The sequence below is a fragment of the Phnomibacter ginsenosidimutans genome (genome assembly GCF_009740285.1).
Taxonomy (GTDB): domain Bacteria; phylum Bacteroidota; class Bacteroidia; order Chitinophagales; family Chitinophagaceae; genus Phnomibacter; species Phnomibacter ginsenosidimutans.
In genome coordinates this window covers 1,077,304-1,103,647 of sequence record NZ_CP046566.1, presented here as the reverse complement: position 1 = coordinate 1,103,647, position 26,344 = coordinate 1,077,304, and the positions used below count along the sequence as shown (strand labels likewise).

Genomic DNA, 26,344 nt, shown 5'->3' with positions numbered 1-26,344 from the left:
AAGAATTTCGCAGTATATGAATATTAGCTCAACAATATTTCGGAATGACCAAAACTTCAGGATACTTTTAAGAGAGCCCGATTCCTACTTTAATTTTTTTCGTTTAACGTTGAAATTATACCCGAAATCAAACCCCGGTTGAATAAAGTAGTTATTCCATTTTTTCTCTACGGCTTTAAAAGATGCCGGAACATTGGTTCTTACCGGCCAATAACTGCATCCAATAGACGGTTCAAAAAAGAAGCGGTCTTTAAAAAACTTGAATTGGTAACCCAAATAGAAGTCAAGATAAAGGGTGTACCCATTTCCAATCTTTCTATTATTAACATCCATATATTTTTCAAAAGCATTCAAAGCATATACAGATGTAAAGGCTCCTTTCCACCAAAACCGCTGGTATCCTACTGTAGGAGCAAGTATACGTGCATGTCCGGGATAGGTATCCTCTGTTCCATCAAAAATGTTCTTCCAGGGTGTGCCCAAAGGCCAGTCATACTCAGATTTTTTAAATCTTATATGAATAACATCTTTAGGTGTTATTCTGTATCCAACATTTACTTGTATATATTTCGGATTGTGCTTTTCGGTTAAGTTTCCCAACAGATACAGTGTGCTGCCGACATACCATTTTTTATAGGTACTATCGTTATTTTGTGCATTCACCTGCAAATTAGCGGCTAGCACCAATGCAAATACTATCCATAAATTTTTCTTTTGCATATCCTCTTTTAGTTTTAGATGATATGGCAAAAGTGTCTTTAGAGAAAAAAATATCCTTTCACTTAAGTTAAGAAATAAATGTCAGCCCTTTTTCCCTAGAATTCTTGCTCTCAGCCTGCTTAATGATTGAGGCTGGATCCCCAAATAGCTTGCTAATTGATTTTGGGGAACACGCTGGATAAGGTCCGGCCTGTTCTCCAGTAAGTTCAGGTATCTTTCTTCCGGTGAAGAAGTTTTAAACAAATCAAAATCAATTTGCTTTTTAGCTAATAGTTCTTCAGACAATTTTCTACACATGATGTCAAACTTCGGGAACTTACTATTTACTTCAGCCTCCATTTCACTGTTAGAAATGCTTAGAATACAATCTTCTACACAACTGATGAAATAGTCGGAAGCTGTTTTATTAATCACACAATGTGGCGTTAACACGTCCATTTCTGTAAAGAAAGCAGTTGTTTTTTCTTCACCGTCTATGATGTAATAAGTCCGGATACAGCCTTTTAAAACAAAATAGCTTTCTTTAGAGTATTGTCCTTCCTTGAGTATGACGTCTCCTTTCTTTAAAGTATGAAAAAGGTTTAATGAAAGCAATACGTTCTTTTCTTCCTCTGTCAGAGAAATGTATTTTGATATAAAACTAAAAAGTTTGTTTTCCATAATCTTTATTTATCAAACCTTGCATAATAAGCCAATCACTTTATTGTAGAAAGCCCGGCAATATATTCTGACGGTGATACACCAGTCACTTTCTTAAAGTTTTTATTGAATGAGGATTTAGAATTAAATCCACAATCATAAGCAATACTTAACATGGTGTATTGGTTACTTTCTGGCAGAGAAACAAGACGTTTAAATTCTTCTACTCTAAGACTGTTGATATAATCAAAAAAACTCTTCATTTCCTTTTCATTAATAACCTGAGAAAGATAATTGGGATGTATGTTTAGCTTTTCTGCCAGCATAGCAAGAGACAATTCATGCTCTGTGTACCACTTATGTTGCTGCATTGCCATTGTCAGTTTTACATGCACTTCAATAGCAACTGCAGCACTTAGGCCGGAGTTCGCATATTTTTTCTTTGAATGATTACTTTCAGTAGATAACTGAGCCGCTTTAATTTCCTTTGGCTCATTTGCATTTTCAAACGCTGTATTGTGTTGCATCAATGGTTTAGGTGCTTCCGTAGCAGGGTCAACGGCCGGTTTCAAACCTTCCGGCACAAAAGGCCGACTATTTCCAAATATGCCTACCTGCCTGATACCCAAAAAACCAAGTAGTGTTACAAATACAACACCTGCACCAAAAATGAGTGAATTTTTTTTGAGCAGAATTATAATTACCCATATAACCAATAGACCGTAAATCAAATACCTTAACCAATTCAGGTTAATTTTTTCTTCATAAGAAAACTGTTCTCCAATATTTTTCTTGTGTTTTTGCAGTAAAAAAAACGACCAACTTATATAAATCAATCCTGATAATTGTATTAAAACAATCAGTATCGTATTGGCTGTTTGATACTCCTGTCCTTTACTTATAAAAATGTCCATCTTTTGCTGGGCATCTAGCAGATATAATGGTAGCAAATAGATGACTGTGATGATGGCTGGTAAAAAATGTATCACCCAAAATTTCCTTTTTACAGGTAGCATATTGGTTGAAGCAGCCGTGTATAACCACAGAAATGGACCGTGCAGTAATGGAAAGGGTGTTCCAACAGCCAATATCCAATGAATATTATCAATTGTGGCAGGCTGAAGATTGATTATAAATAAACTCGTATGCAAAGCAATTACAAGTAACCAAACTGCCAATATTTTATCAGCAATTGTTTTCCCTTTCTTAGACACCAGTATTAATAAAAGAAAAAGGGTTATTCCAGCACCAAAATAATATAACATCGTTTGCACAGTATACTGGTTTTGAATATAAAGACCGGGGAAAGATACTCTAAAAATGCAAGTTGAATTATACTGAAGAAAACAGCTCACATTCCCTTCACAACAATATCTAACTGTCCTGATCAAAGAAAATGATATTCAGAAAAAAAACTAATCTCTGTGACTTCAAGCCCTTACCCCATTTACCAAACTTACATGCTATTTGCCCCATTTTTTAACATTCCACTAGATACTCCCCCTCATGACGCTTGGGAAATGACAAGCGGCAAAATTGAATACTTTACGGAGAGCAAGCCTTAATGGACTAGGTTATACTCATTTATTACATGGCGAAAAAAGAGTCATATTGTGCATTTAGCAATGCTGCTCTAAAACCACTCACTAGATGATAGTAGCGGTTCGGTTTGCATATTGCAGCTTATTTATTTCAAAAATTATAGTCCACGTTGAAAACATATAAATTCTTCCAGCCCAGACCCACATCCACTCAAAGCATACAATTTCTCGCCAGAATACAAATTGCACTTCTGGGCTGCAGACGATAAACTCCTCAAGATTGATGGCAACAACAGCCTCGTCATTTTCCACGACAAGATCAGCAACGGGCAATACTGTTTTTCAGGGTCTGTAGCCGCAATCTTTTCAAAGCAAAAAACTTTCATTCTAATAGATCCAATTGGATCGCCACCGCTTCAGATTTTTACGCGTATAAGTTATAACAGCGGTGCTCCTATATCGTGGGACGCTAACAAAGCTGCTACATAACATTATCAATTGCACTGCTGTTAGCTATTCTTCATTGCCCAAAAAATGGGAGCCAACCAAGGTAGGCTGGGCTGCAGCCAGTAAAGGGCCGGACGGCGGCGACCTGAGGGCGGCCGAAAACCATGACAGCCTGCGGAGCTTGCGGAGCACCCGCAGGGCGGCATGGCTCTGCTGCACAAAGCTGTGTGTGTTGGCCTGCAGCAGTGCCATGCCGGGCTGGCGAGGTTTTTGTTGGCCGACCGATGGAAGACCGCCGACCTTTTGTTAGGTCACACTCTTGCCCACACTAACCCAGCAGCATACAGCGACGAAATATTTTGGGCAAAAGATGGTAAAGATTTGGAAAAGTGAAAAACGATAGGGATTTTTAATAAAACGTATTTGTATTGGCGAAAGATTTTGGCGTTTCGCAATTTTTTACAACCATCAAACGGACAATGAGTTATGAAAAATTGCGAAAGTGTAAATGGCAGAAAACTTTCGCCTATTTATGAGTTAGCAGTTATGTTAAGACAGACAATCTACATATTGACAATATTATTTCTGATGAGTTGCAATGACTCTGAAAGAAGGCACACTCAAGCATTTGTTGTTTATGAAAGTGACACCCGTGACAAGGACATAGGATTTAAACCGACAACAACTCAAATTGACGATGCAGAAAAAAAGTTACTCGACTATTTAGAGACGAAAACAAAGACCAACCAAACAATTTTTGTAAACAGTCTTGACGGAAAAGTGCCTCTGCAAGACCAGTTGAAATATTATAAAAGACGTTACTTCGGACGGACAAGTATTGAAGGAGAAAAAATAATAAAAATTGAGTTTGTTTTTGTGCGTTGCGGTGGACAAGACGAATGGAAAAAAGTGGATTACACAAATGACAATACGAAAGATTGTTGGTGGTCTGTGCAATACAGTGTTGACCACGACCAAATTTACGACTTGAAATTATGAACGGAAGAAACACAACTGCTAACACGGGTTTTGCGTCAGGCGGGGTGACGTGCAAACTTGGAGCTTTATGCTTTTATTGAACTTTATTACTAAATTGAAGATTTGTGCTCCAAAACCCGCCCGAACGCAAAGCCCGGGAACGTTATATGGATAAAGAAAATCTACTTTGATGCTTTTCAAAACTCAGATTTACAATTTCCCCATCAGTTTCCCCTACTAACAGGTATTTGCCAACTGGTATACGGTGCCGGGCTTCTTTGCTGTAGTTACAATCAATAATACCGGAGGCTTGAAAGCGAAGTGAATCTGTGGGGTGTTCAACAATCCTGTAGATGCTGTATTTCACAAAGCATTTATCGCTGGTGATGAGGAGTTCATCGGAAGCGGTGAGGGTTGGTTTGCTGCAGGATAGCAGCAAACCAATGATGAGGATGTATTTCATGTGTGAGTATGTGGTTATTGATGAAAACGAATGGTGTCGGGCATGGGGCGTTTGACAATGCCTAAATCGAGTTGCTTGCCCATGAAACTACAACGCATGATGAGTTTGCCTTTGGGTAGCAGAAAGGTTAAGGAATCGGGGCTGGCCACACCAGCAATAAGCATGGGCAATCTCCTACCCTGTTCATCAAAAAGGTGAAGCTGAAAGCTGGATGGTTTTGATTGAGGTACACCCGTAATGGATAAACATTGGTTTTGGGTTGTGCTGTGCTGGCGAAAGCCAGCAGCAGAAAAATGCAAGAGCATGCCAAGTTTTTCATAGTTTGTATTTGTGTGATGAGAGAATAGCAACAGTGCCGCAGCTATGCGGCGCTGTTTTTTTACCAGTAAATGCGGCATTCGATGGCAGAAACACTGCCGTACATGGTTGGCTCCTGGGTTTGGATGATGAGTTGATCTCTCAATGCCACCCGCTGGAATTGTACACTGATAAGTGAGTAATCGGTTAAGCTGAAAGCATCCCAGGCATGGTGAACAATATCATCCTGTAAACGGGCCAACTCACTCGGGCAGCTGATTGGCCGCGGCGAAGCCGCAAGGCCAGCAAACAAGCCATTGTATTGCCAGGTGGCCGAACGGCCAGCATCGGCACAGGTGGCGTTGAGTTCGGCCAGAAAGCCATTGGCATTGCGGTAATACAGCCCGTAGCCATCTTGGTAGTAGCTGTACACAATGGGCAGCTTGATGGTGTAGAAACCACCAGCAGGCACTTGCTTCACGCAGCTTTGTAAGGAAAATAACAGGCATAAAAAAGCCAGCATAAAGCTGGCGTAAACGAATTGGGCAAAGTGTTGCCCGGTGCCCCTTGGGACACTGGATTGAGTGTGTTGCATAACTGTGGTTTTATGGAATAAAGAAAAATGTCTGAACACTAAACCCTACCGATACAAGTAAAGGATTGGTAAATGGATGGTAAGGTGTATTTTAGGAGTCTTAAATAGGACTTTTCTTTTTTAGCGCAAACCAGATTGTGCTAAAAATGGAATTGATTTTCAATGAATTTAGATTGTTGAATTTCGCCTATTACTGAGTTGGTAGCAATTGCAAATCAAGTGCGACATTTTAAACGAATAAACATAATATTCTAACCTGCGGTTGGGAAAACATTTTAATTCAAAGAAAACATCACATTCGAGACTCTTTCATTCCGACTTTTATTTTTGAGAAACGATTAAAAAAAGGAAATCAATTAATTTACACTTTCAAAAAATAGACTTATGTATTTAAAAACACTAATTAACGCAATAATTATCGCTTTTTGCATTTTCCCAGTTTCTGCTCAAGATACCATAACTACTGCTAAACATGGCTTATGGAGTGATTCGACAGCATGGTTACCCAAAATTGTCCCAGGGGCAAATGCAGTTGCGAAAATCAATCACAACATAGTTATGGATATTAATACTAACACAATCGGAGTTATTGTTAACAACAACCAATTGTTGATAAATTCAGGTGTTGCAATGAAAATAACAGGATCACCGTCTGATACCCTACTGAAAAATATTCCAGAAGCACCTGTAGAGTACGACAATAAGTCTTTCGGAATATATAAAGGGGTGATTGTTCGGCAAACTTACAATGCGGCAAACAATATTGACTCGTCCGGCAGTTTCAAATTAGTAATCATGAATGGTAATGCCTCAATGTTTTTAAAATTCGGAAACCTAATTGATACATTAAACCCAAATGTCAGTTTAGGAGCAGGCTCAATCAATTCTTGGTTTATTGGCAAACATTTTTCAATGAATTTCAGAGTTGAAGCTGATGGTAGCTTACCCAAACTTTCAGATATATTTTTAAATAACACGACACGGATTGATACGGGCTTAGTAATGAAAGAACGATCCTACGAAGTTATCAATACTCACGAAGGTCTAATTTCAGGAGATGATTATGGCCCAACAGTAGCGATTATTAGCAATCAGAAAATTTCAGGAATAGTTTGTTCTGGTTTATTTGGAGGCATAGTAAATTTTAATGGAAGCATCTCGAATAATGAAATAGACGCATCTGGTAGTGCAGAATCAGGTGCAGTTTTCAAAGGAGTTATTAAGGGTATTGGGGCTTACGGTACATGGTCAAATTTTGGTCTTTTTGGTCATTGGTCGAGTAGAAGAACATTCTAATATTACACTAAATAATTGTATGTATTATCGTTAAACTACAACAACTTCATCTAAATATGATCGTAGGAATGAGAATTACAAATAAACAGGCTAGCATTTCCTTAAGTTTTGTTTCATCCTTCAAAATTAATAAGACATTTTATTAAGCAATATTTTGCTTAGATTATTCTGACAATTAATGTTAGATCATTATGTAATTATCCTACCCATGAGCAACCTGCTACCAACATGAGGTTTGCTGCTATGCTGGTTGAACGAATAAATCCTCATCTTTTGTTCGCTATCAGCTGCAGTTCGGGCTTGACGCATTTCAATTTGGCTTTTGGTCTTAACCTTCAACATAATTTTTTCATTTGGGCAGTGGTTCCGGGCTGAACGAACATAAATTCCAGCACAGCAGCAATCCTTTTGCGTTATCATTTTCTCCAACTCACATACCCACTCACCATTTGCAGTTTTCGAACATATAGTTGCTGTTGTAAATAACTGAGCCTTGCTTGCAAGGCTTTTTTATTGTTGTAAGGTGGTTTGAGTTGTTGTAAGGATGTACGGAGTTTGGCAATGGTACTGGTGGCTTGTTCTTTGGTGGCCAGGTCTGGGCTGCTGAGGTTTAGGGTGGCGGCAGTGAGTTGGGATTGTAAAGCCTGTTGCTCCTGCAGGTAGGCCGCTTGTTCCTGGTTGGCTTTGGCAATTTCCAGCTGTAGCAATGCCATGTCTTTTTCTACACTGGCATCAATACTATCTACATTGCTAAATGTAAATACCGGATTGAATACATACTCCAACTCTACACTGGTGCCACTTTGCGGCTTATTGTCTTTGAGGTATTGCATGGGTAAGCTACATTGCAGTTTGAGTGTTTGAATGGGTTTGTTGTAGAGCAACTGTTGCAATGAATCGGGGCTGATGCCATTGAAGTACAACTCTTGCAAATGAAATATCCGTTGGCTGCGGATGGGCTGCAGCAATTGTATTTTATCTGTTTGGGTGTGAGTGCCCCTTCTATTCAAAAAAATCTTCACAAACAAATTCGATCCTGCAAATTACCGACAGATATTGGCATCCGATATGCAGAAATAAAAATCAATACTCGATTAGCTTCTCACATAAAAAGAGTATTGATCAGGCACGATGACTTGACACAACTTATTAGACAAAATGTGCTCAAAGCAAATTCCAAATCGATATAATTAAATCAACATCAATCCAAATCAATCTATATCAAATTACTTAAAGACAGGTACTCAAGTATCGAGCTATAGCTAAGCTGATTCACATATTGAGCAGGTAATAAAATTTGATAGCAGAATTGCTTAAACAATATGAATGATGTAATAAATTTTAATTAGGACGAATAAAATATTATTTCCAGCACACCTTCCGTAAAAGCCTTTTCTGTAGTAATTTTCGTAGATAGTCCAACCAAAGATTAACTAATTTAGACATAAGGGGAATGGCAAAAAAACTATCACCGCCTCATTGAGTTAATCAAGGAGTAGGCTGGCCTACTCCTTGATTATTAAAATTAATTGGTGTTATTGGAGCTTGGGCATTCAAGCTCAACCGTAAATTTAGACTTCTCAAATGTATTCCATGCCTCGGTCGGTGCATCTGTTGCAAATGCCAGCCAGTTAAACAGTGCATCAAAGATGATCCAACCTACTTGTGTTTTTTTCACTTCAAGTGTTTTGGTTAGACATCCGTCTTTTTCACCAGAATAGTGTGATCGTCTTTCCTGGTTAGCTTTTGTGTTACCGCATCCTCTCCAGCTTTTTCACCATCAATCCAGATGGTAGCACCTTGCGTCATACTTTTTACAGATACTTCTTTTTTCGATCCCTGAAACATAACTGCGCAGGATTGTGATGAAAAAGATGCAGCAAAAAGTAATACTACTGCTGTCTTAGTCAGCTTCATAAACAATAAAATTTGGATTGCCGTATCTCCCTGTAAGGCAGAATTGAAAAAAATAGCGTGGGACAATTAGTTTCATCCCGAAGGGTAGGCACTTGGCAGAGCCCGCAGTCCAGAAATCACTAAAGCCCACGCCGTAGCATGAGCGGATAGTATGATTTCTCTAGACTGCGATTGTTAAACTGCCAAGTTTTACCCGTCAAGAAATCAGGCGAAAGCTAATAATTATGCATTGCTGCAATTCTAAAAACAGAAGCTTATATAAATCAAAAGCTTGCGGCTTAACCGACATAGCCTTTTCATGTGTTATAAGATCCGTCAAACGCTTCTAAATAAATAATGGGTGTTCCCTCAGCGAAGGGATGAAGAGTTTAAGTTAAGGACGTAGCCAATCGTTTTGCACTGGATTTTGGGTGTACCATGTAAAAAATCTTATTATCTCTCTTCCTCGTCAACTTTATTTAACTCTCTCCAGATTGCATACCCGGCAAATAAAGCAACCAAATAAGCTGGCCAATATTGTTTTATGTGCAGGAGAAGTCTCTTTTCTGCGCTAGGCGTAAGCTCTTGCTCCAATCTAGATGTAGTCCCAGCATCGACGATGTTATTGAGGATGGGCTGAGCTCTATTTGCCTTTAGTATTTTTTCTTGCATTGAACGAGGAAAGAATTGCTCCTGTAGCGTGATGTTTCTGAACTGCATTGTAATTCGTTTTAAAGATTTATGTCATTTAGAGGTATGGGGAGCAATGAGATTACAGAACGCCTTTAAGTTGATTCAGATAAATCTCTTTTGCTTGCATTACCAATGCGATATCTCTGCATAAAATGTTCGAAGTGATGGCAGGCAGCTCCACCCCATAAAAAAGGCAATCCACTAAGGATTGCCTTTTTTTATTACTGAGGATATTTTTCGCCAATTGCGAAACCGTGATGTAAAGTGAAGATTGCCCAATAAGTTTGCTACCATCTGGAAACCAGCAGCAATTATTTACTTCTTCCCCAGCCAATCCAGTCGTTGCCATTGGCATAGAGCATCAACCCAAGCAACAGTACCATGCCTACTATTTGGGCGTACTCCAAAAACTTCTGGTTGGGTTTGCGGCCGGTAATCATTTCAATCAGGGTAAAGAGTACATGGCCGCCATCGAGAGCTGGAATAGGTAGCAGGTTCATAAATGCCAGCACGATACTAAAGAATGCGGTGATGGTCCAGAACGATTCCCAATCCCAACTGCCAGGAAAAACGTTGCCCATGGCTCTGAAACCACCAACCCCTTTATACGCCTCTGTTTCGGGGCTTAAAATAAGTTTGAACCTGATCGATATACCAGCTCAGTTTATCACCCGCCATGCGAACACCTGCAGGCAGGGCCTCAAAAAATCCGTAATGTTTAACCTGGTATTGAATGATACCTGCTTCCTGCATCGACTCAGGCTTGCCAATGATGCGCAAACCTGCAATGTAACCTGTACTATCGAGCTTTACTTTACTACGGATGGTATCGGCATTGCGCACCAGTGTCAGTTCCACTTCCTTGCGTTTGTTTTGTTCCAGCACTTCGGCTACATCACTTTGAAACGGTGTTGCTTTCCCATTTACAGCCACCACTTTATCGAAACGTTTCCACCCGTATTTGGCAGATACGCCTGTGTCTGCACCAATCATCAGCGGCATGCGAATGGCAATCAACGGTATGTCGCGGCGCTTCTTTTCAACCAGCTTACCAATCAGGTTTTTAGGAAGCGTCAGCGTTTGCTGCTGACCATTTCTTTCAACCGTAGCCGTGCTGCTTAAAATGAGTGTTGGAATAACATCGTAGTAGTTGTAAATATTTTTACCATCCAATGCTACAATCTTATCACCATCTTTAAAACCAAGATCCAGCATCAGGCTGTCTTGTACTTCAATGCCATATTTCAAAGATGAATTGACGATTTTCTTTTCGCCCCATACCATCAGTATGCCGGCGTAAATAATAAAGGCCAGCAATATGTTGACCGTTACCCCGCCAATCATAATAATTAAACGTTGCCAGGCAGGTTTGCTGCGAAACTCCCAAGGCTGGGCGGGCAATGCCAGTTGTTCTTTGTCCATGCTTTCGTCAATCATGCCGGATATTTTCACATAGCCCCCTAATGGCAGCCAGCCAATACCGTACACGGTATCGCCTACTTGTTTTTTAAACAAGGAAAACCAGGGGTCAAAAAACAAAAAGAAACGCTCAACCCGGCAGCCAAACCAACGTGCCGTAATGTAATGCCCAAATTCGTGCAGGATAACGAGGATAGACAACGACAGCAACAGCTGCGCCACTTTTACACCTACCACCCCCCACTCTATTGCCAAAAAAATCATGGATGAATACTTAAATAAAATGATGGAAACAAAATCCGAATCGATATATAGCTATGCAAACAAATACATTATTCGCCAGTAGCAAAACATATTTTGGTAAACGAAGGTTTACAAATGGATGAGCGAAGCGGCAAACTCCCGGGCCGCTGCATCCGATTCATAATAATCATCTAGGGTTGGTTTTTCAATAAAGGTGATCTTTTGCATGGCCTGTTCTACCACCGCCATCATATCGAGAAAGCCAATGCGGTTGCGCAAAAATGCCCACACCGCTATTTCATTGGCTGCGTTCATGATGCAAGGTAGGTTGCCACCTTTTTGCAACGCTTCAATGGCCAGTGCCAAATTGCGGAAGGTGCGCAGGTCGGGCTCTTCAAAACTCAGCTGCTCACAGCGGCGGAAGTCCAGCCTTGGAAAATCGTTCTTTATTCTTTCCGGGAAAGCCATGGCATACTGAATGGGTAATTTCATATCGGGCAAACCCATTTGCGCCTTGATGCTACCATCTTCAAACTGCACCATGCTGTGAATGATGCTCTGCGGATGAATCACCACTTCTATCTGCGAAGCTTTTAATCCAAACAACCATTTGGCTTCAATCATCTCCAGCCCTTTGTTCATCAGTGTAGCACTGTCGATGGTGATTTTGGCGCCCATGCTCCAGTTGGGATGCTGCAAAGCATGGTCCCTTTTTACATTCACCAAAAAGTTGGGCTTTTTACCCCTGAACGGACCACCGCTGGCGGTGAGAATGATGCGTTCAATGGGATTGCGCATTTCGCCCACCAGGCATTGAAAAATTGCAGAGTGTTCACTATCCACTGGTAATATGGGCGCCTTGTGTTCAGCCGCTTTTTGCATCACAATATCACCTGCCACTACCAGTGTTTCCTTATTGGCCAAGCCAATAGCTTTACCCATTTCTACCGCTTGCAAAGTAGGCTTCAAACCCGCATAGCCTACAATGCTGGCCAGCATCATGTCGTAGCAATCCATGGCGGCTGCTTCTACCAATGCCTGCTCACCGGCAAACACTTTTACATGTGTGCCTGCCAAGGCTTCTTTTACATAGGCATACTTGCTTTCATCGCCAATCACCACCACATTGGGGTCAAATGCTTTGGCTTGCTCAATCAGTAAATCGGCATTGGTTTGTGCCGTTAATATTTCTGCTGAAAATTTTTCAGGGTTGGCTTTAATCACATCCAGGGCCTGTGTACCAATAGAACCCGTTCGATCCGAATATGGCGATACGTTTTTGCATCAGTGCGTTGCGCTTTCTTTTAGTTAAGTGCTGTTGTTAAATGGCCGGCGATGACAACCGTTTGTCTACAAACGCTGTTAACCCTTCCGCCAGTTTGCGGTCGTTGCTCAGGCGGGGCACTTTATTTTGCCCACCCAGCTTACCTATTGATTTCATGTATTGCACAAATCCCTGTGGTTGAAGAATGCTGAGTTGCAGGCGCTTCAAAATGTTGCCGGCAATCAAATCATCGTAATATACATTGCGTTGCCGCAGGGCATTGTCCAAATCTGTTACAAATGCTTCCATGTTATCTGGCGTTTTTTCAAACTCCACCAACCACTCATGATAGCTCTGCCCATCGCCGCTGGCAATGTAAGGCGCCACGGTAAACTCTACTACACTGGCGTTGTGTTGCTTACAGGCATCCAGCATGGCAGCTTCTACCTCCTCACCAATCACATGTTCGCCAAAGGCGCTGATGAAATGTTTGGTACGACCAGTAACCACTATTCGATAAGGATTGAGCGATACAAAACGAATGGTGTCACCAATATTGTATCCCCACAATCCGGCATTGCTATTGATGATGATTGCATATTGTTCGCCAAGCTTCACTTCAGCCAACGACAAACGGGTTGGATGCTCATTGAAAATTTCTGCAGCCGGCACAAATTCAAAATAGATACCGCTGTTGGTGTTTAGCAGCAAGCCTTCGTGTTTCATGCTGTCCTGAAAAGCAAAGAAACCTTCACTGGCAGGAAACAACTCGATGGTATCCACGGGCCGGCCAACACTCGCAAACAATTTTGCTTTATAAGGTTCAAAGTTGACACCACCCTGCACCAATACGCTCAGGTTGGGAAACAACTCACCCACCGGTTTACCACTCTTTTCAATCAGGCGGTCAAAATACATTTGCATCCACGGTGGTATACCGCTTATCAGCGTCATGTTTTGCTGAATGGTTTCAGCAACTATTTTGTCGAGCTTGGTTTCCCAATCTTCAATGCAGTTGGTTTCGTAGCTGGGTAGTTGATTGGTGCGCAGGTACTTGGGTACATGGTGATTGACGATGCCGCTCAACCTGCCGGTGGGAACATCGCCCACCCGCTCCAGCTCAGGGCTGCCGCTCAAAAAAATCATTTTGCCACCGGCAAAAGCATAATTCCCCGTGTCGGCCATATAGCTCAGCAGGGCATTGCGGGCCGTATTAATGTGATTGGGAATAGAATCTTTGGTGATGGGGATGTATTTGGTGCCGCTGGTGGTGCCACTGGTTTTGGCAAAATAAATGGGGCGCCCTTTCCACAGCACGTTGTGGCGACCCTCTTTTACCTTTTGAATGTAAGGTTTGAGGGCTTCATAATCGCGGATGGGAATGGCCTGTCTAAACTCTTGCAGGTTGCTAACCGATTGAATATGATGGTCTTTACCAAATTCTGTATTGCGTAAAACAGCCAGCAATTCTTTCCAGATGCGCTCCCTGATCGGCCACAGCATTCTCCCTCGACCGCTCTATTTGTTTATTGATGTAACCCGCAAAGGGCCGGGCAAGCAGCGACTTCAGATTCATGTAAAGCTGGATTTGCGGGGCTTTGAGGCCTTATTTTTGTGCTGATAAGTACTTGTTTTCCCCGTTGAAATGAATAACACGGGCAAATTACGGCACATAGTGGGTAGAAATTCTGCCTTTTTTATAAAATTTTTGTTGTAGTTGTGGGCAAAGTCCCTACTTTTGCGTCCCTAAATTTTGAGTGATTATGTTCGCAGTTGTAAAAATAGCCGGTCAGCAATTTAAAGTGCAGGAAGGACAAAATCTGTACGTGCCTCATCTGGAAGGTAACGCCGGAGACAAGGTAGAATTGAACGAAGTATTGCTGGTAGACCGCGATGGTACAATCGAAGCCGGTGCCTCAGTTAAATCAACTGTGAAGGCCGAAATTGTAAACGCATTGGTACAAGGTGATAAAGTAATCGCCTTCAAAATGAAAAGACGCAAAGGCTTCCGCAAGAAGCATGGTCATCGTACGCATTACACTCAAATTAAAATTGAAAGCATTGCATAATTGCATGCTGTCTTTTTTTCGAATCAACTAAAAAACACTTCCTGTTATGGCACATAAGAAAGGTGAAGGCTCGGTAAAAAACGGTCGCGACTCACAAAGCAAACGCCTCGGTGTAAAAATTTATGGTGGCCAGCCTGCTATCTCAGGCAACATCATTGTTCGTCAGCGTGGTACTGTTTATCATCCTGGTAAAAACGTAAGTCTTGGTAAAGACTTTACCATTTTTGCAACTGCAGATGGCGTTGTAGAATTTAAGAAAGGAAAAGAAAACAGAACCTTTGTTTCAATCGTTACTGCATAAGATTTTACACAATAGGTTTTTATAAAAGGATGGTGTTATGCACCATCCTTTTTATTTGGTGGATATTGAGTTAATAAAATCATTTGGATAAAAAAAATTCTCGTTATTTTTACTAAGCATTATTTACTAACCATTAAATTGAAAAACATGGCAACTGCTAAAAAAGCTGCAGCTAAGAAAGCTGTAAAAAAAGCTGCTCCTAAAAAAGCTGCCGCCCCTAAGAAGGCTGCTGCAAAAAAAGCTGCTCCTAAAAAAGCTGCCGCCCCTAAGAAGGCTGCTGCAAAAAAAGCTGCTCCTAAAAAAGCTGCCGCTAAGAAAGCTGCTCCTAAGAAGGCTGCTGCAAAGAAAGCTGCTCCTAAAAAAGCCGCCGCTAAGAAAGCTGCTCCTAAGAAAGCCGCTGCAAAAAAAGCCGCTCCTAAGAAAGCTGCTAAGAAGTAATTCTTCAGCACTTTTATTACGATCTAAAGTCCTGCTCAACAGCAGGACTTTTTTATTTTGTGCTGCTCAACTTCTATCATCTTTGCTGCATGGATAATTATCAGATAGCCGACACATTTGCGCTTCTTGCCAAAATAATGGACATACATGGCGAGAATAGTTTTAAGACAAAAACCTACGCCAATGCGGCTTTTCAGATAGAAAAGCTACCCATGCAACTGGCCGATATGGATGCTGTTAGCATTGCTGCACAAAAAGGCATTGGTGCTGCTACTGCCCAAAAAATAGCAGAGTTATTGCAAACTGGTTCCTTGAGTATCCTCAATGAATACATTGCAAAAACGCCATCAGGCGTAATAGAAATGCTCAGCATCAAAGGACTGGGGCCAAAGAAAATTCATACTGTTTGGAAAGAGATGGGCATCGAAACAATTGGCGAATTGGAATATGCCTGCAACGAAAACAGATTGACGCTGTACAAAGGCTTTGGCGAAAAAACACAACACAATGTAGCCGAGGCCATTCGCTTTTACCTCAACCAACAAGGCTGGTTTTTATTTCAGCAAGCAGCCGAAATAGCACAGCAGTTTTTGCAACTACTACAAACACAGTTACCTAATTATAGCACCGTCATCACCGGTAGTCTTCGCCGGCAAATGGAAACAGTAGATAGCATCGACCTGCTTACCACTGCTGATGCGGAAGATGTAATGCAGTTGTTACAACCACTCGATGCATTAACCTTGACAGAAGAACAGCCCAGTGGATTGCGCTATCAAATCAGCAACGGACCACAACTGGTTATTCATACAACCAGCACCGACACATGGGGCCATGCTTTGCTCACTACCACAGGTCCAGATGCATTTTGCAATAGCATTCTTGCATCACTCACCTCCACCAACTTTGCCACAGAAGAAGCTTTATTTACCGCCGCTCAACAAGCATTTGTATTACCAGCCTTTCGTGATTTACCACAGGATGTATTAAATACTACAGCAATAATCGGTAGTGAAGATCTCATACAACCGAATGACATCAAAGGCATCATTCACTCACACAGTGTATGGAGCGATGGCAGCAACAGCATCCGGGAGATGGCAGAAGCCGCCAAAGCCCAAGGCCTCGAATACCTGGTTATTAGTGACCACAGCAAATCGGCCGGCTATGCCAATGGGCTGAATGAGGAACGCATCATGCAACAACATGCTGAGATTGACCTGCTGAACAAACAACTGGCACCTTTCAAAATTTTCAAGAGCATTGAATGCGATATACTGAACGACGGTTCACTGGATTACAGCGACGCTGTGCTCAACAGTTTTGACCTTGTGATTGCTTCTGTACATAGCAATTTGAAAATGACCGAAGAGAAAGCCATGCAGCGATTGCTGACTGCCATTGCGCATCCCGCAACTACCATTCTCGGCCACATGACGGGCCGATTGTTGCTCAGCCGTGCAGGCTATCCTGTGAACTACGATGCCATTATTGAAGCTTGTGCCAAACACCATGTGTGCATAGAACTCAATGCCCACCCACGACGGCTGGACATTGACTGGCGTTGGATTCCGGCGGCAGTTGATAAGGGCGTACTCATATCCATCAACCCCGACGCACATGCCGTAGAAGGCTTTGCAGATACACGGTATGGCGTACTCGCTGCGCAAAAAGGCATGCTGCGCAAACAGCAAAACCTGAGCAGCTTTACGCTACAGGCATTCGAAGAATTTTTGCAGCAAAACAGAGCAGCGAAAACATTAGCCGGCTAAAGGCAGTTCCACATAAAATGCAGTACCTGTACCATCGGGCTGGTATTTGGTTTTGAACCAAATATTACCTCCGGCTTTTTCTACTATGGCTTTGCAAATAGCCAGCCCCAAGCCAGTGCCACTACTTTTGGTGGTAAAGTTCGGCATGAAAATACGGGCCTGTACATCTGCAGCAATACCCGGACCGTTATCTGCTACTTCCAGCAAAATTTTATCGCCCCGCAATGATTCGGTGATGCTTACATGCACCGCATAATTACCTCCTGCCGACTCCGAAGCATTTTGCAGCAAATTGGTAAACAAGCGGTTCATCTGCGTTTTATCGGCATTGATAACAACAGGAATTTCGATAGGCTCCCACGATACGGAAAGATTGTCTTGAATTTCGTATAACAACACCAAATCTTTCAGCACGGCATGCAAATCGAACTCGGTAGCTTTTACCTGACCAATATTGGCAAACTGCGAAAACTCGAATGCAATCTTTGCCAGGTGATCAATCTGACTCACCAGGTTGGTAGCCACCCGTTCAGAAATCTGTGGTACATCGGCACTTTTTTCTTTGATGGCTTTTTGCAAAAACTGCAGGCTCAGCTTCATGGGTGTTAGTGGATTCTTGATTTCATGCGCCACCTGCCGGGCCATTTCCCGCCAGGCCAGTTCCCTTTCATTTTGCGCAAGCCTGGCAGCACTCGACTCCAGCTGATCCACCATTTTATTATACTGCTCTACCAGTGTACCAATTTCATTTTTACCACTCCATTCAATGCGTTCATTCTTTTCTGAGAGTCTAATTTGATTCATTCTGTCGGAAATGATAGCAAACGAACGGGTGATGCTGCCACTAATCAACAACGCTAAACCACCGGAAATGAGAAATACAAAAGCAATGATGTTGATGAGGATAACCACGAAGTTGGATATCTCTTGCTTCAATTCATTTTGCGTAGCGAAGTAAGGAATCTGTAAATACCCCATCAAGTTGCCATACGAGTTGCGTATAGGTTGATAAATACTGCTGTACTCCAGATTGCCAATGGTTTCGTTGTGTAAATGGCGATGCACCTGTCCACGGGTCAGCTGATAATACACATCCGGATTCATGCGTTCGCTGATGACTTCTTTTACAAACAAAATATTTTGAGTGCTCGAAATAAGTACGCCGGCCGCATCATACAAACTCACATCCACATCAAGGTTTTCGCTGATTTGCATGAGCGGTCCCGCTACTATATTTTGCTGTCCGGCAGGATCATAACTTAAAATATCTCCTGGCAATTGCTGCGACAATTCTGCAGAAACAGAAGCAGCACTTTTTGCCAATCGTTCTTCATTCGTTTTGGTATACTGATTGATGAAGAAACTAATGGTGATGTAAGCAACAATAATGAATGACAAACCAAGGATGGCAATAATTGTCAACCGGATTTGCGCCTGTATGGTGAGCACCACCGGCCGGAAAACCTGTACAAAAAATACTTTGTTTTGAAGAAAGGCACCAACAGCTCTCAGCACTATAAAGAGCACCAGAAAAGCGCCAAACATATATGCCACCAGCGACACCAGGCCAATCCACACATTGCGCTGACCCGCAACTGCCAATATAGAATTGGTGCCGGCATTCATCCATGTTTCATAGGCGTCTGTTTTTTCCTGCAACCAAACAGATTGCTGCTGCGGCCCTTTGGCAGGCAATACCGACGGGAATGGATAATTGCGATACTGATCAATCAGCTGATTGTTTTTGTACCACGCATAACTAAAGCCCGGCGGCAAATCCACTGCAAAATCTTGTATCTGCCTAAACAGCTCTGGCGCCAGCATGGCATTACGTATCACCTCCGAACGGGTGACCACAAATACGTGTCCGGTATTTTCCGTACTGTTGGCAGAAGTCACATCAAATGTCATGATGTAACCGAAGCGATCGAAGGCTTCTTCAAAAGATGCCACCCAAGGATAGCCCTCTTCCTTTTTGTTGTTTTGAAACAACGTGAGCAACGATTCAAATGACTCTGGTCCTGGGTTATTGACCGGCTGCCGGCTGCCATCGAAAAAATAAAAGCGGGTATCAAATTTTTCAAGGTAGCCACTAAAATATTTTTTGGCGAGTGAATCGCGGATGCTACTACTGCTGGCCGAATCCTTGCACTGCTCAATGATGCTGCTCCAGTCTAACCGACGTATACCGCCGGATGCAAAACGTACCAAATAATCGCTGGTTTCATCATTTTGCATCAGCAATGATTTGCCAATTTCATTGAGCCGGTTGCGCAAACGCTCTGCCGACAAATTGCTGAGCAATACACCCACCGACAACGAATACACAAACAACCATGTAACAATGCGAACCGTAGACAGCGGAAAGGCCGGCTTTGGATAACGGCATATAAACCATGCAAACACCATGAGCCATAGCATGGAAAACAGCAACTGAATTTTGAATTGTAAAAACCAGCCAACAGACAACGTGAGCAATCCACCAGCAAGAATGGCCAGCAACACAAAGCGAATATTACCCGCGGTAATGAACAACAAACTGCGGGCAAAAAAACGGGCCAGCATAAGATGAGCCAGCAGCATGAGAAACAATACCAGAAACGCCAGCACCGTGGTATAATCGAGGCTAAAGAAATTGTTGAAGTCGAACGCCACTGCACTACTCAGGTATAACGAGCACAGCTTTTCGACAACAGCAAAATGAATGGCAATCGTTGCCGCTACAAGAATGACTGCGATGAGTGCCTTCAGCTTGTAATTCAATCCTGTAAGTAGTTGCCCTACTTTTTGCGACTGTAGTGTTAGAAAAATGCCCAGCCAAAAAACGAAGAGTGAGTTTTGCAATAACTCCAACAAGCCTGCAGGAGGCAAAGACAGTGTCTCACTTTTTTCGAGCCACGAAAATTGATCGAGATTAATTGGAATGCCCGTGTAGCGGATGCTGTACCAAAGCCCGACAAAACAAGCTGCAAAAAAGAGAAGCCCAGCAGCGCTTTGTCTTGCTGAATGATGGCCGATGCAATGCGGCTCACCAGCATAATGAGCATGCCCATGGTAATGAGCTGCACCAACAAGGTTGCCACAGAAAAATATTTCAGCGGTTCGTTAAGTGCTGGCTGCAAATAAAACAAAGGCTCGTTTTTCACATTCACAACTTCATACGCTGTGGGCGTAACGCTAAAGAGCAAACGGCCATCCATGGGTTTGAAACCAGGAAAGCCTTTGTGCAAACGGGCATTGTCGATAAAGTATTCGCGGTACAATAAAATGAGCCCAACTACTTCTATGTCTGTATTGTCGAGCTGAATACGTTTGCGCAGCACTTCATAATACCCATTGCCATACCGCAGCAGCTTGCCCGTTTCTGCCACTTGTGGTACCCATTGCGGTGGCTCTACCTGATTGGTACTCCAATAAAATGGTCGGGCATTCAGCTGATTGCTTTTGTATAAAAACAAATAGAATGGCTGCTCTTCGATGGTTTGCGTTTGCTGCAGCGAGTAGCGGCCGTTACTGATTTGCTGCAGCAACTGCTGCTCTTCACTCACAAATTCAAAAAACGTTTCTTCCTTTTCTTTCAGGCCTTCCTGATAGTTGGCCGTCAACGATTCGTAGCTGGCATACTTCAACCAATACCGGTCGATGATGACAGACAACGAGTATAGCCAGCAAGCAGCCAGCAATACCAGCAAATACGGAAATACGGTTTGAAGTTTGTTTTTCAAGGCGAAGGGTTACTGCTTTTTGATGTCATTCCAAAGGGCATCCATTTCCTGCAAACTCATGTTTTCTAATGAAAGGTTTCGCTCCTTGGCCATTACTTCCATTTGCATAAAACGGGATTTGAATTTGCGGTTGGTACGCTCTAATGCCAGCTCCGGATCTACCTGCAAAAACCTTGCATAATTTACCAGGCTAAACAGCAGGTCGCCAAATTCTTCTTCCACTTTTTCCTGCACTCCCAGTGTTTCTGCCTCTTTCAGCTCAGCGGTTTCTTCTTCTACTTTTTTCCACACATCGGCCTTGTGCTCCCACTCAAACCCAATCTTGCGGGCTTTCTCCTGCATACGCCAGGCTTTTACCATGGCAGGCAATCCATTGGGCACACCCGCCAGCACCGAAGTTTTACCCTCTTTCAATTTCAGTTTTTCCCAATTGGCTTTTACCTCTTCTTCATCAGCTACCTGTACATCGCCGTAAATATGCGGATGACGACTGATGAGCTTTTCACAAATCTGATCAATCACTTCATCCATCGTAAACTGCTGCTGCTCTTTGCCAATGCGGGCATAGAAAGCCATGTGCAGCAACAGGTCGCCAATTTCTTCCCGAATCCCTTTCCAGTCTTGCTCTACCACGGCATCGGCCAGTTCGTACATTTCTTCAATGGTAAGTGGCCGCAGGGTTTCAATGGTTTGCTTTTTTATCCCACGGGCATTGTTCCCGCAGTTCGTCCATTATGCGCAAGAGTCGTTCAAATCGTTCGCCGGTTGTCATGCTAAAATCAGTTATGCTTGAAGAAGAGAATTGATCACAAATATGGTACTCAATATTCCGAATAGCAGAAAAGTGAGGATGAGTAGTATAAAAAACTTAAACAATGTTTTGCCTCGTGACTGACCGAAGAAAACCCGTAAACTTTTGTAGTTGTAATACAACATATACACAAACACCAAAAACATAAGGAATGCACCAACTGCCATTGCATGCACGAGACTGGCCAGGTACGGCAGCAAGCAGGTAAAGCAAAATAAGGATGTACATGGCTACATACAGATGTATCACCAAAATACCATGGTGCACATAATGGGTGCGCCGCTGGCGGATGTACAGCAACGAAATAAACAAAGCGATGAAGGGCAAAGACACAAACATCATCTTCGGTAGCGAGTGAAGAAACTTATCACTCACCGATTTGATGACTGCCTTTTTGTTGTACATAAATTTGGCATTCAGCTGTATTAGTTTATGTGCAGCAAACTGCCTGAACCATCCATCTTGCTGTTGCTTTGGCAATGATGCCTGAATGGAATCATAAGCAGCCACGTTGTTAGGCAATCCATTCCACCCAAACAGTTGTGATTTAAACTCATTTTGTTGCATGCTCTTCAAAATGCCCTGCCGAACACTATCTGGCAATGTTGGATCTTTTTCAATCACCTGCATGTCTTCCAAAAAAACAATGGCCGTATCTGTTGTTCTTACAGAATCTGCCAATATCCTGCGCTGCATGCTGTCGGTAGCACTTGCCATTCTGGCTATTAAAGACTGCCGGTAAGCAGGCACTGTTTTGTCATCCCACTTTATCAGTTCATTTTCTCTGTCGAGGCTAAAGAAAATGAAGAAAAAAACCGCTGAGGTAAAGACATACATTTTAATGGGGTCGAGGTAGCTGGCCCTTCTGCCCCGCTGAAACTCCAGCGATAAAAAGCCCGGTTTCAGCAGCAGGAATTTTAGGGTGCTGAAAAACTTACCATCGAAGTGAGTGATGTCGTATACAAAATGTGTAACAAGACCAAGAAAGGTTTCGTTGGTTTCGAGATTTTGCTGGCCGCAAATATGACAAAAGCGGCCTTGCAACTCTGCACCACAATTGAGGCAGTCGGTTTCTTTGCGAAGTTTGGCGTGGGACACGGTGGTTGTTTTGAACGCCGTAAAATACTACAAAAGGCTGCACAGCCATGGTGGATTAATTAACACTGCTACTGCGGCTGAAGCCCGCTAATTTTGGCGAAACAATGAAACACATGTGGATTCGGAAAAGCCTGCTGCTCTTGGGTACTATACTGACTACACAAGCAGGGGCGCAGTTTTATTATCAGGATGTATTGCAGGTGGCCAAAACATCGGCACAGTTTGCACAGCTGAAGCAGCACAACGTTCGCCAGATTACGGCCAGCAGTTTTGATGCCGATGGCAGTCCCTCCGCCAACTTTGTCTTGTTTCAGCAAGTAAATGCCGCTCAGCAAACACTTACCACCACTTCCAAATCGGATTACACCAACAGCTCCGTACTTACCAGTTATTATGACGCCTCCAACAGGCTGATAAAAACGGTGGATGAATCGGGTACGCTGCGTAGCGAAACTCAATATCAGTACAACGAGCAAGGGCAACTGCTGCTCATGAGCATTCTCACCAACGATTCTTTGCAACAGTTCAGCGTAACCGAAACACATCTGTACAGCTACGATAGTAAAGGAATGCCAACGACCATGCTCCGGATTAAAAACAATAGCGACACGACCAAAGTGATTTTTATAGCCGACGAAACAACCGGCAAACCCGGCGAGGAGCAATGGTGGAAAGGCAATCGAAAAATTGAAACCTGGTTTTACTATTACAACGAGCAACAACAGCTTACCGACATTGCACGACCCAATAAAAAAGCCGGCAGAATATTGCCTGATCTCATATTTGAATACGATGCTGCAGGTCGAATCAGCCAGCAAACCAGTGTACAATCCGGCAGCAACATGTACCGCATTTGGCGCTATGTGTACGATGCCCGTGGTCTTAAGTTGAAAGAAGGCGTATTCAACAAATACAAAGAACCGGAAGGAAGGATTGAGTATAGCTATCAGTAAAATATAACCTCATAAAAAAGGCCGGAATATCCAGCCTTTTTTATGAGGAATCGTGTTTCTAAGATTGAGTTTCATCTTTCTTCTCTGTATTTTCCTCACCCTCTGTTGCATCGCCGGCTACCGTATCGTTTGATGCCGTTTCTGCTTGTGCATCCGCTACTTCATTGGAACTCTCTTCCGTTTGCGGGGTAAACTCGTCTTCTTCTTTCTTACGCCCAAACACAAACTTTTTTAAGCCTGCCCACAAAGCAACAGCGCCAATTACAATCAACTTCCAGCCTTTTGCCAACAGTGCCAGAATACCTGCTTTTGCCAGCACTTTACCTGCCACCAAGCCACCTACAGTTACCGCTGCAACCTCATCTATATCAGGATTAAAATCGCTGTACTTATTGCCAGATGCAAACTCCGGCATGGCCAAAATAGCAGTAATATTTTGCTGCACATCTTTCAAATGATACATACCTGCTACTGCATTCATCGAAAGAACACCTTTGCGGCCAAGCACTCGTACATCATAATTGAGTGTGTGCTCCCCGTTATCGCCAAATGCAATTTCTTTTGCCCAATGCATTACTTTTTTGTCTGCATCATAAAATGGCTTGGCAGCCCATCCAACCAAATGCAGTTTTTCGTATCCTGCAGCTACCCTTTCTTTATTTTCATCAACTTCAGCGGTTTGCCAGTCTTTCATCAAATCATCGTAATCGATATCTGCTGCATCATCATCCTTTACATAACCCATAGCATCAAAGCTGATGATAAATGCAAAGGCACTGTCATCCAACGGCGAATACTGTGCAGGCAAGAGCATGCCCAACACATCATCTTGAGGAGGATTTCCCCAAATTTCACTAATTACGTATTTGGCCTGAGCAGCGCCCAAAAACTTGAAAGACTTGGGAACATTCAAAACAATGTCGCCATCCTGCAACGTCACTTTGCCATCTTCGTACTTTAAGGTTTTTTCTAGTGAATCGAGCATTTGCATATATGCCACCACTGCAGTTGCTAATGAGTCAGCTTTGGTATCTGCTGCCTGTTTTTCCTTTTTCCCTTTTTCAGCAATGCCAGCAACAGATACCAGCATCAGGAAAACGCTTACAAATAGATGTTTCATATTAGTTGGTTGTAACATAAAATAACGGCAACTTCTTTACGCAACATCACTTGCTTGTATTGATGTGCATAAAAAAAGTGGCACAGCCTTACGGTTGTGCCACTATCGTATAATGAATGTATTCTTTTAAATATCGATGGCTTCGCCATAAGCCACAGCCGTCGCTTCTTTCAGTGCTTCGCTCATGGTGGGGTGCGGATGCACAGCATTCAGAATTTCATGCGCAGTTGTTTCCAACTTACGGGCAGTTACCGCTTCTGCAATCATTTCTGTAACGTTGGCACCAATCATGTGGCAACCCAAAAACTCACCATACTTGGCGTCGTAAATCACTTTTACAAAACCTTCTGTAGCACCGGCGGCGCTGGCTTTACCACTCGCCATAAAAGGAAACTTACCCACTTTTACTTCGTAGCCTGCTTCTTTAGCCTTGGCTTCGGTGTAGCCTACCGAAGCAATTTCGGGAGTGCAATAGGTACAACCAGGAATGTTGTTGTAATCGATGGCTTCAGGCTTGTGACCGGCCAGGTGCTCGGCCGCGTTAATGCCTTCTTTGCTGGCCACGTGTGCCAGGGCTTGTCCGGGGGTACAGTCGCCAATGGCGTATACACCGGGCACAGAAGTTTGCTGATACTGGTCCACAATGATTTTACCCTTATCGGTTTTTACACCAATGGTTTCGAGGCCAATGCCTTCGATATTGGCTACCACACCAACAGCACTCAGCATGATATCGGCTTCGAGGGTGATTTCGCCATCCTTGGTTTTTACCGTGGCTTTTACACCGGCACCAGTGGTATCTACCTTAGTTACTTCGGCATTGGTCATAATGTCGATGCCGCTCTTCTTGTATTGCTTTTCCAGTTCTTTCGAAATGTCTTCGTCTTCCACCGGTACAATGCGGGGCAAAAATTCTACGATGGTTACTTTGGTACCCATGCTGTTGTAGAAGTAAGCAAACTCAACGCCAATGGCGCCGCTACCTACTACAATCATGCTCTTGGGTTGCTCAGGCAGCACCATGGCTTCGCGGTAACCAATAATCTTTTTGCCGTCTACAGGCATGCTGGGCAGCTGGCGGGCACGACCGCCGGTAGCAATCACAATGTTCTTGGCTTCTACCACCTGCTTGCTGCCATCGGCTGCAGTTACTTCAATTTTATTGGCGGCTACCAGTTTGCCAAAGCCCATGATCACATCGATCTTGTTCTTCTTCATCAAAAAGGTAACGCCCTTGCTCATTTTATCGGCCACGCCGCGGCTGCGTTTTACCACAGCACCAAAGTCGTGGGTACCGCTGGCATTGATGCCATAGGTTTGGGCATGCTTCAGGTACTCATACACCTGTGCACTCTTCAGCAGCGCCTTAGTAGGAATACAACCCCAGTTGAGGCAAATGCCGCCCAGGCTTTCCTTTTCGATAATGGCTACTTTTTTACCCAGCTGCGAAGCACGGATAGCAAGCAGGATAACCGCCGGGGCCACTGCCCAATACAATTACGTCGTACGACATGATCGGAAGATATTTTGATTAGAATGATGGATTATTTGAAAACGCTGCGAAGC

General features: G+C 43.0%; 27 protein-coding genes. 6 read left to right on the top strand and 21 right to left on the bottom strand.

What is annotated here, in order from left to right; all coding sequences use genetic code 11:
• Positions 1–84: 84 nt before the first annotated feature.
• The 3 genes from GLV81_RS04830 to GLV81_RS04820 all read right to left on the bottom strand — a co-directional run bounded on the left by GLV81_RS04830 (position 85) and on the right by GLV81_RS04820 (position 2,624).
• On the bottom strand, positions 85–720 hold the full coding sequence (locus GLV81_RS04830) for a hypothetical protein (RefSeq protein WP_157477346.1): 636 nt from the start codon (positions 718–720) through the stop codon (positions 85–87).
• Positions 721–801: 81 nt separating this feature from the next.
• On the bottom strand, positions 802–1,380 hold the full coding sequence (locus GLV81_RS04825; protein ID WP_157477344.1) for a Crp/Fnr family transcriptional regulator: 579 nt from the start codon (positions 1,378–1,380) through the stop codon (positions 802–804).
• Between the two features lie 35 nt (positions 1,381–1,415).
• Complete coding sequence (locus GLV81_RS04820) at positions 1,416–2,624, bottom strand: helix-turn-helix domain-containing protein (RefSeq protein WP_246186365.1); 1,209 nt, start codon at positions 2,622–2,624, stop codon at positions 1,416–1,418.
• Between the two features lie 1,209 nt (positions 2,625–3,833).
• Here GLV81_RS04820 and GLV81_RS04815 point away from each other — a divergent pair.
• Positions 3,834–4,346 carry a hypothetical protein gene (locus GLV81_RS04815; RefSeq protein WP_157477341.1) on the top strand — a complete coding sequence of 171 codons (513 nt, stop codon included), beginning with the start codon at positions 3,834–3,836 and terminating at the stop codon, positions 4,344–4,346.
• Between the two features lie 142 nt (positions 4,347–4,488).
• On the opposite strand, the gene GLV81_RS04810 is transcribed toward GLV81_RS04815, so the two are convergent.
• The 3 genes from GLV81_RS04810 to GLV81_RS04800 form a co-directional block, all read right to left on the bottom strand.
• Positions 4,489–4,788, bottom strand: a complete 300-nt coding sequence (locus GLV81_RS04810) for a hypothetical protein (RefSeq protein ID WP_157477339.1) — start codon at positions 4,786–4,788, stop codon at positions 4,489–4,491.
• A gap of 14 nt (positions 4,789–4,802) precedes the next feature.
• Complete coding sequence (locus tag GLV81_RS04805; protein WP_157477337.1) at positions 4,803–5,093, bottom strand: hypothetical protein; 291 nt, start codon at positions 5,091–5,093, stop codon at positions 4,803–4,805.
• Positions 5,094–5,167: 74 nt separating this feature from the next.
• A complete protein-coding gene (locus tag GLV81_RS04800; protein WP_157477336.1) occupies positions 5,168–5,566 on the bottom strand; it encodes a hypothetical protein in 399 nt (132 codons plus the stop codon).
• A 498-nt stretch (positions 5,567–6,064) separates the two neighbouring features.
• Between GLV81_RS04800 and GLV81_RS04795 the strand changes: the two genes are divergently transcribed.
• Positions 6,065–6,976, top strand: a complete 912-nt coding sequence (locus tag GLV81_RS04795) for a hypothetical protein (RefSeq protein ID WP_157477334.1) — start codon at positions 6,065–6,067, stop codon at positions 6,974–6,976.
• 416 nt (positions 6,977–7,392) lie between these two features.
• On the opposite strand, the gene GLV81_RS04790 is transcribed toward GLV81_RS04795, so the two are convergent.
• The 8 genes from GLV81_RS04790 to GLV81_RS04760 all read right to left on the bottom strand — a co-directional run bounded on the left by GLV81_RS04790 (position 7,393) and on the right by GLV81_RS04760 (position 13,958).
• Positions 7,393–7,998 carry a hypothetical protein gene (locus tag GLV81_RS04790; protein WP_157477333.1) on the bottom strand — a complete coding sequence of 202 codons (606 nt, stop codon included), beginning with the start codon at positions 7,996–7,998 and terminating at the stop codon, positions 7,393–7,395.
• A 503-nt stretch (positions 7,999–8,501) separates the two neighbouring features.
• Positions 8,502–8,654 carry a hypothetical protein gene (locus GLV81_RS04785; protein ID WP_157477331.1) on the bottom strand — a complete coding sequence of 51 codons (153 nt, stop codon included), beginning with the start codon at positions 8,652–8,654 and terminating at the stop codon, positions 8,502–8,504.
• A gap of 14 nt (positions 8,655–8,668) precedes the next feature.
• Complete coding sequence (locus tag GLV81_RS04780) at positions 8,669–8,893, bottom strand: hypothetical protein (RefSeq protein ID WP_157477329.1); 225 nt, start codon at positions 8,891–8,893, stop codon at positions 8,669–8,671.
• A gap of 432 nt (positions 8,894–9,325) precedes the next feature.
• The gene (locus GLV81_RS04775) at positions 9,326–9,592 is read right to left on the bottom strand and encodes a hypothetical protein (protein ID WP_157477327.1); all 267 of its coding nucleotides are present in this window, start codon (positions 9,590–9,592) and stop codon (positions 9,326–9,328) included.
• A 284-nt stretch (positions 9,593–9,876) separates the two neighbouring features.
• Positions 9,877–10,146: a site-2 protease family protein gene (locus tag GLV81_RS21085; protein WP_281350786.1), complete on the bottom strand. Its 270-nt coding sequence runs from the start codon at positions 10,144–10,146 to the stop codon at positions 9,877–9,879.
• 22 nt (positions 10,147–10,168) lie between these two features.
• The gene (locus tag GLV81_RS04770) at positions 10,169–11,248 is read right to left on the bottom strand and encodes a site-2 protease family protein (protein WP_281350784.1); all 1,080 of its coding nucleotides are present in this window, start codon (positions 11,246–11,248) and stop codon (positions 10,169–10,171) included.
• A gap of 108 nt (positions 11,249–11,356) precedes the next feature.
• The gene (locus tag GLV81_RS04765; protein ID WP_281350783.1) at positions 11,357–12,451 is read right to left on the bottom strand and encodes a 1-deoxy-D-xylulose-5-phosphate reductoisomerase; all 1,095 of its coding nucleotides are present in this window, start codon (positions 12,449–12,451) and stop codon (positions 11,357–11,359) included.
• Positions 12,452–12,548: 97 nt separating this feature from the next.
• Entirely contained in the window at positions 12,549–13,958 is a 1,410-nt protein-coding gene (locus GLV81_RS04760; protein WP_246186254.1) for a GH3 family acyl-acid amido synthetase, read from the bottom strand.
• Positions 13,959–14,254: 296 nt separating this feature from the next.
• Between GLV81_RS04760 and rplU the strand changes: the two genes are divergently transcribed.
• Complete coding sequence (gene rplU, locus GLV81_RS04755; RefSeq protein WP_157477321.1) at positions 14,255–14,560, top strand: 50S ribosomal protein L21; 306 nt, start codon at positions 14,255–14,257, stop codon at positions 14,558–14,560.
• A gap of 46 nt (positions 14,561–14,606) precedes the next feature.
• On the top strand, positions 14,607–14,861 hold the full coding sequence (gene rpmA / locus GLV81_RS04750) for a 50S ribosomal protein L27 (RefSeq protein WP_157477319.1): 255 nt from the start codon (positions 14,607–14,609) through the stop codon (positions 14,859–14,861).
• A 119-nt stretch (positions 14,862–14,980) separates the two neighbouring features.
• Here the strand turns inward: rpmA and GLV81_RS19245 are convergent, their stop codons facing one another.
• The gene (locus tag GLV81_RS19245; protein ID WP_197428945.1) at positions 14,981–15,310 is read right to left on the bottom strand and encodes a hypothetical protein; all 330 of its coding nucleotides are present in this window, start codon (positions 15,308–15,310) and stop codon (positions 14,981–14,983) included.
• A 78-nt stretch (positions 15,311–15,388) separates the two neighbouring features.
• On the opposite strand from GLV81_RS19245, the gene GLV81_RS04740 reads away from it, so the two are divergent.
• The gene (locus tag GLV81_RS04740; protein WP_157477315.1) at positions 15,389–17,071 is read left to right on the top strand and encodes a DNA polymerase/3'-5' exonuclease PolX; all 1,683 of its coding nucleotides are present in this window, start codon (positions 15,389–15,391) and stop codon (positions 17,069–17,071) included.
• Here the strand turns inward: GLV81_RS04740 and GLV81_RS04735 are convergent.
• The 4 genes from GLV81_RS04735 to GLV81_RS04720 all read right to left on the bottom strand — a co-directional run bounded on the left by GLV81_RS04735 (position 17,060) and on the right by GLV81_RS04720 (position 22,705).
• Positions 17,060–19,834, bottom strand: coding sequence for a sensor histidine kinase (locus GLV81_RS04735; protein ID WP_197428944.1), 2,775 nt, complete (start codon positions 19,832–19,834; stop codon positions 17,060–17,062). The genes GLV81_RS04740 and GLV81_RS04735 overlap by 12 nt on opposite strands.
• A 38-nt stretch (positions 19,835–19,872) precedes the next feature.
• Positions 19,873–20,796: a hypothetical protein gene (locus GLV81_RS04730; protein WP_157477312.1), complete on the bottom strand. Its 924-nt coding sequence runs from the start codon at positions 20,794–20,796 to the stop codon at positions 19,873–19,875.
• Between the two features lie 9 nt (positions 20,797–20,805).
• The gene (gene mazG, locus GLV81_RS04725) at positions 20,806–21,450 is read right to left on the bottom strand and encodes a nucleoside triphosphate pyrophosphohydrolase (RefSeq protein WP_246186253.1); all 645 of its coding nucleotides are present in this window, start codon (positions 21,448–21,450) and stop codon (positions 20,806–20,808) included.
• A 214-nt stretch (positions 21,451–21,664) separates the two neighbouring features.
• Entirely contained in the window at positions 21,665–22,705 is a 1,041-nt protein-coding gene (locus GLV81_RS04720) for a DUF3667 domain-containing protein (RefSeq protein ID WP_157477310.1), read from the bottom strand.
• A gap of 113 nt (positions 22,706–22,818) precedes the next feature.
• On the opposite strand from GLV81_RS04720, the gene GLV81_RS04715 reads away from it, so the two are divergent.
• Positions 22,819–23,658, top strand: coding sequence for an RHS repeat domain-containing protein (locus tag GLV81_RS04715; RefSeq protein ID WP_197428943.1), 840 nt, complete (start codon positions 22,819–22,821; stop codon positions 23,656–23,658).
• A gap of 58 nt (positions 23,659–23,716) precedes the next feature.
• On the opposite strand, the gene GLV81_RS04710 is transcribed toward GLV81_RS04715, so the two are convergent.
• Both GLV81_RS04710 and lpdA read right to left on the bottom strand, forming a co-directional pair.
• A complete protein-coding gene (locus GLV81_RS04710; protein WP_197428942.1) occupies positions 23,717–24,778 on the bottom strand; it encodes a DUF2167 domain-containing protein in 1,062 nt (353 codons plus the stop codon).
• Positions 24,779–24,904: 126 nt separating this feature from the next.
• The gene (lpdA, locus tag GLV81_RS04705) at positions 24,905–26,263 is read right to left on the bottom strand and encodes a dihydrolipoyl dehydrogenase (RefSeq protein WP_246186252.1); all 1,359 of its coding nucleotides are present in this window, start codon (positions 26,261–26,263) and stop codon (positions 24,905–24,907) included.
• Between the last annotated feature and the right edge of the window lie 81 nt (positions 26,264–26,344).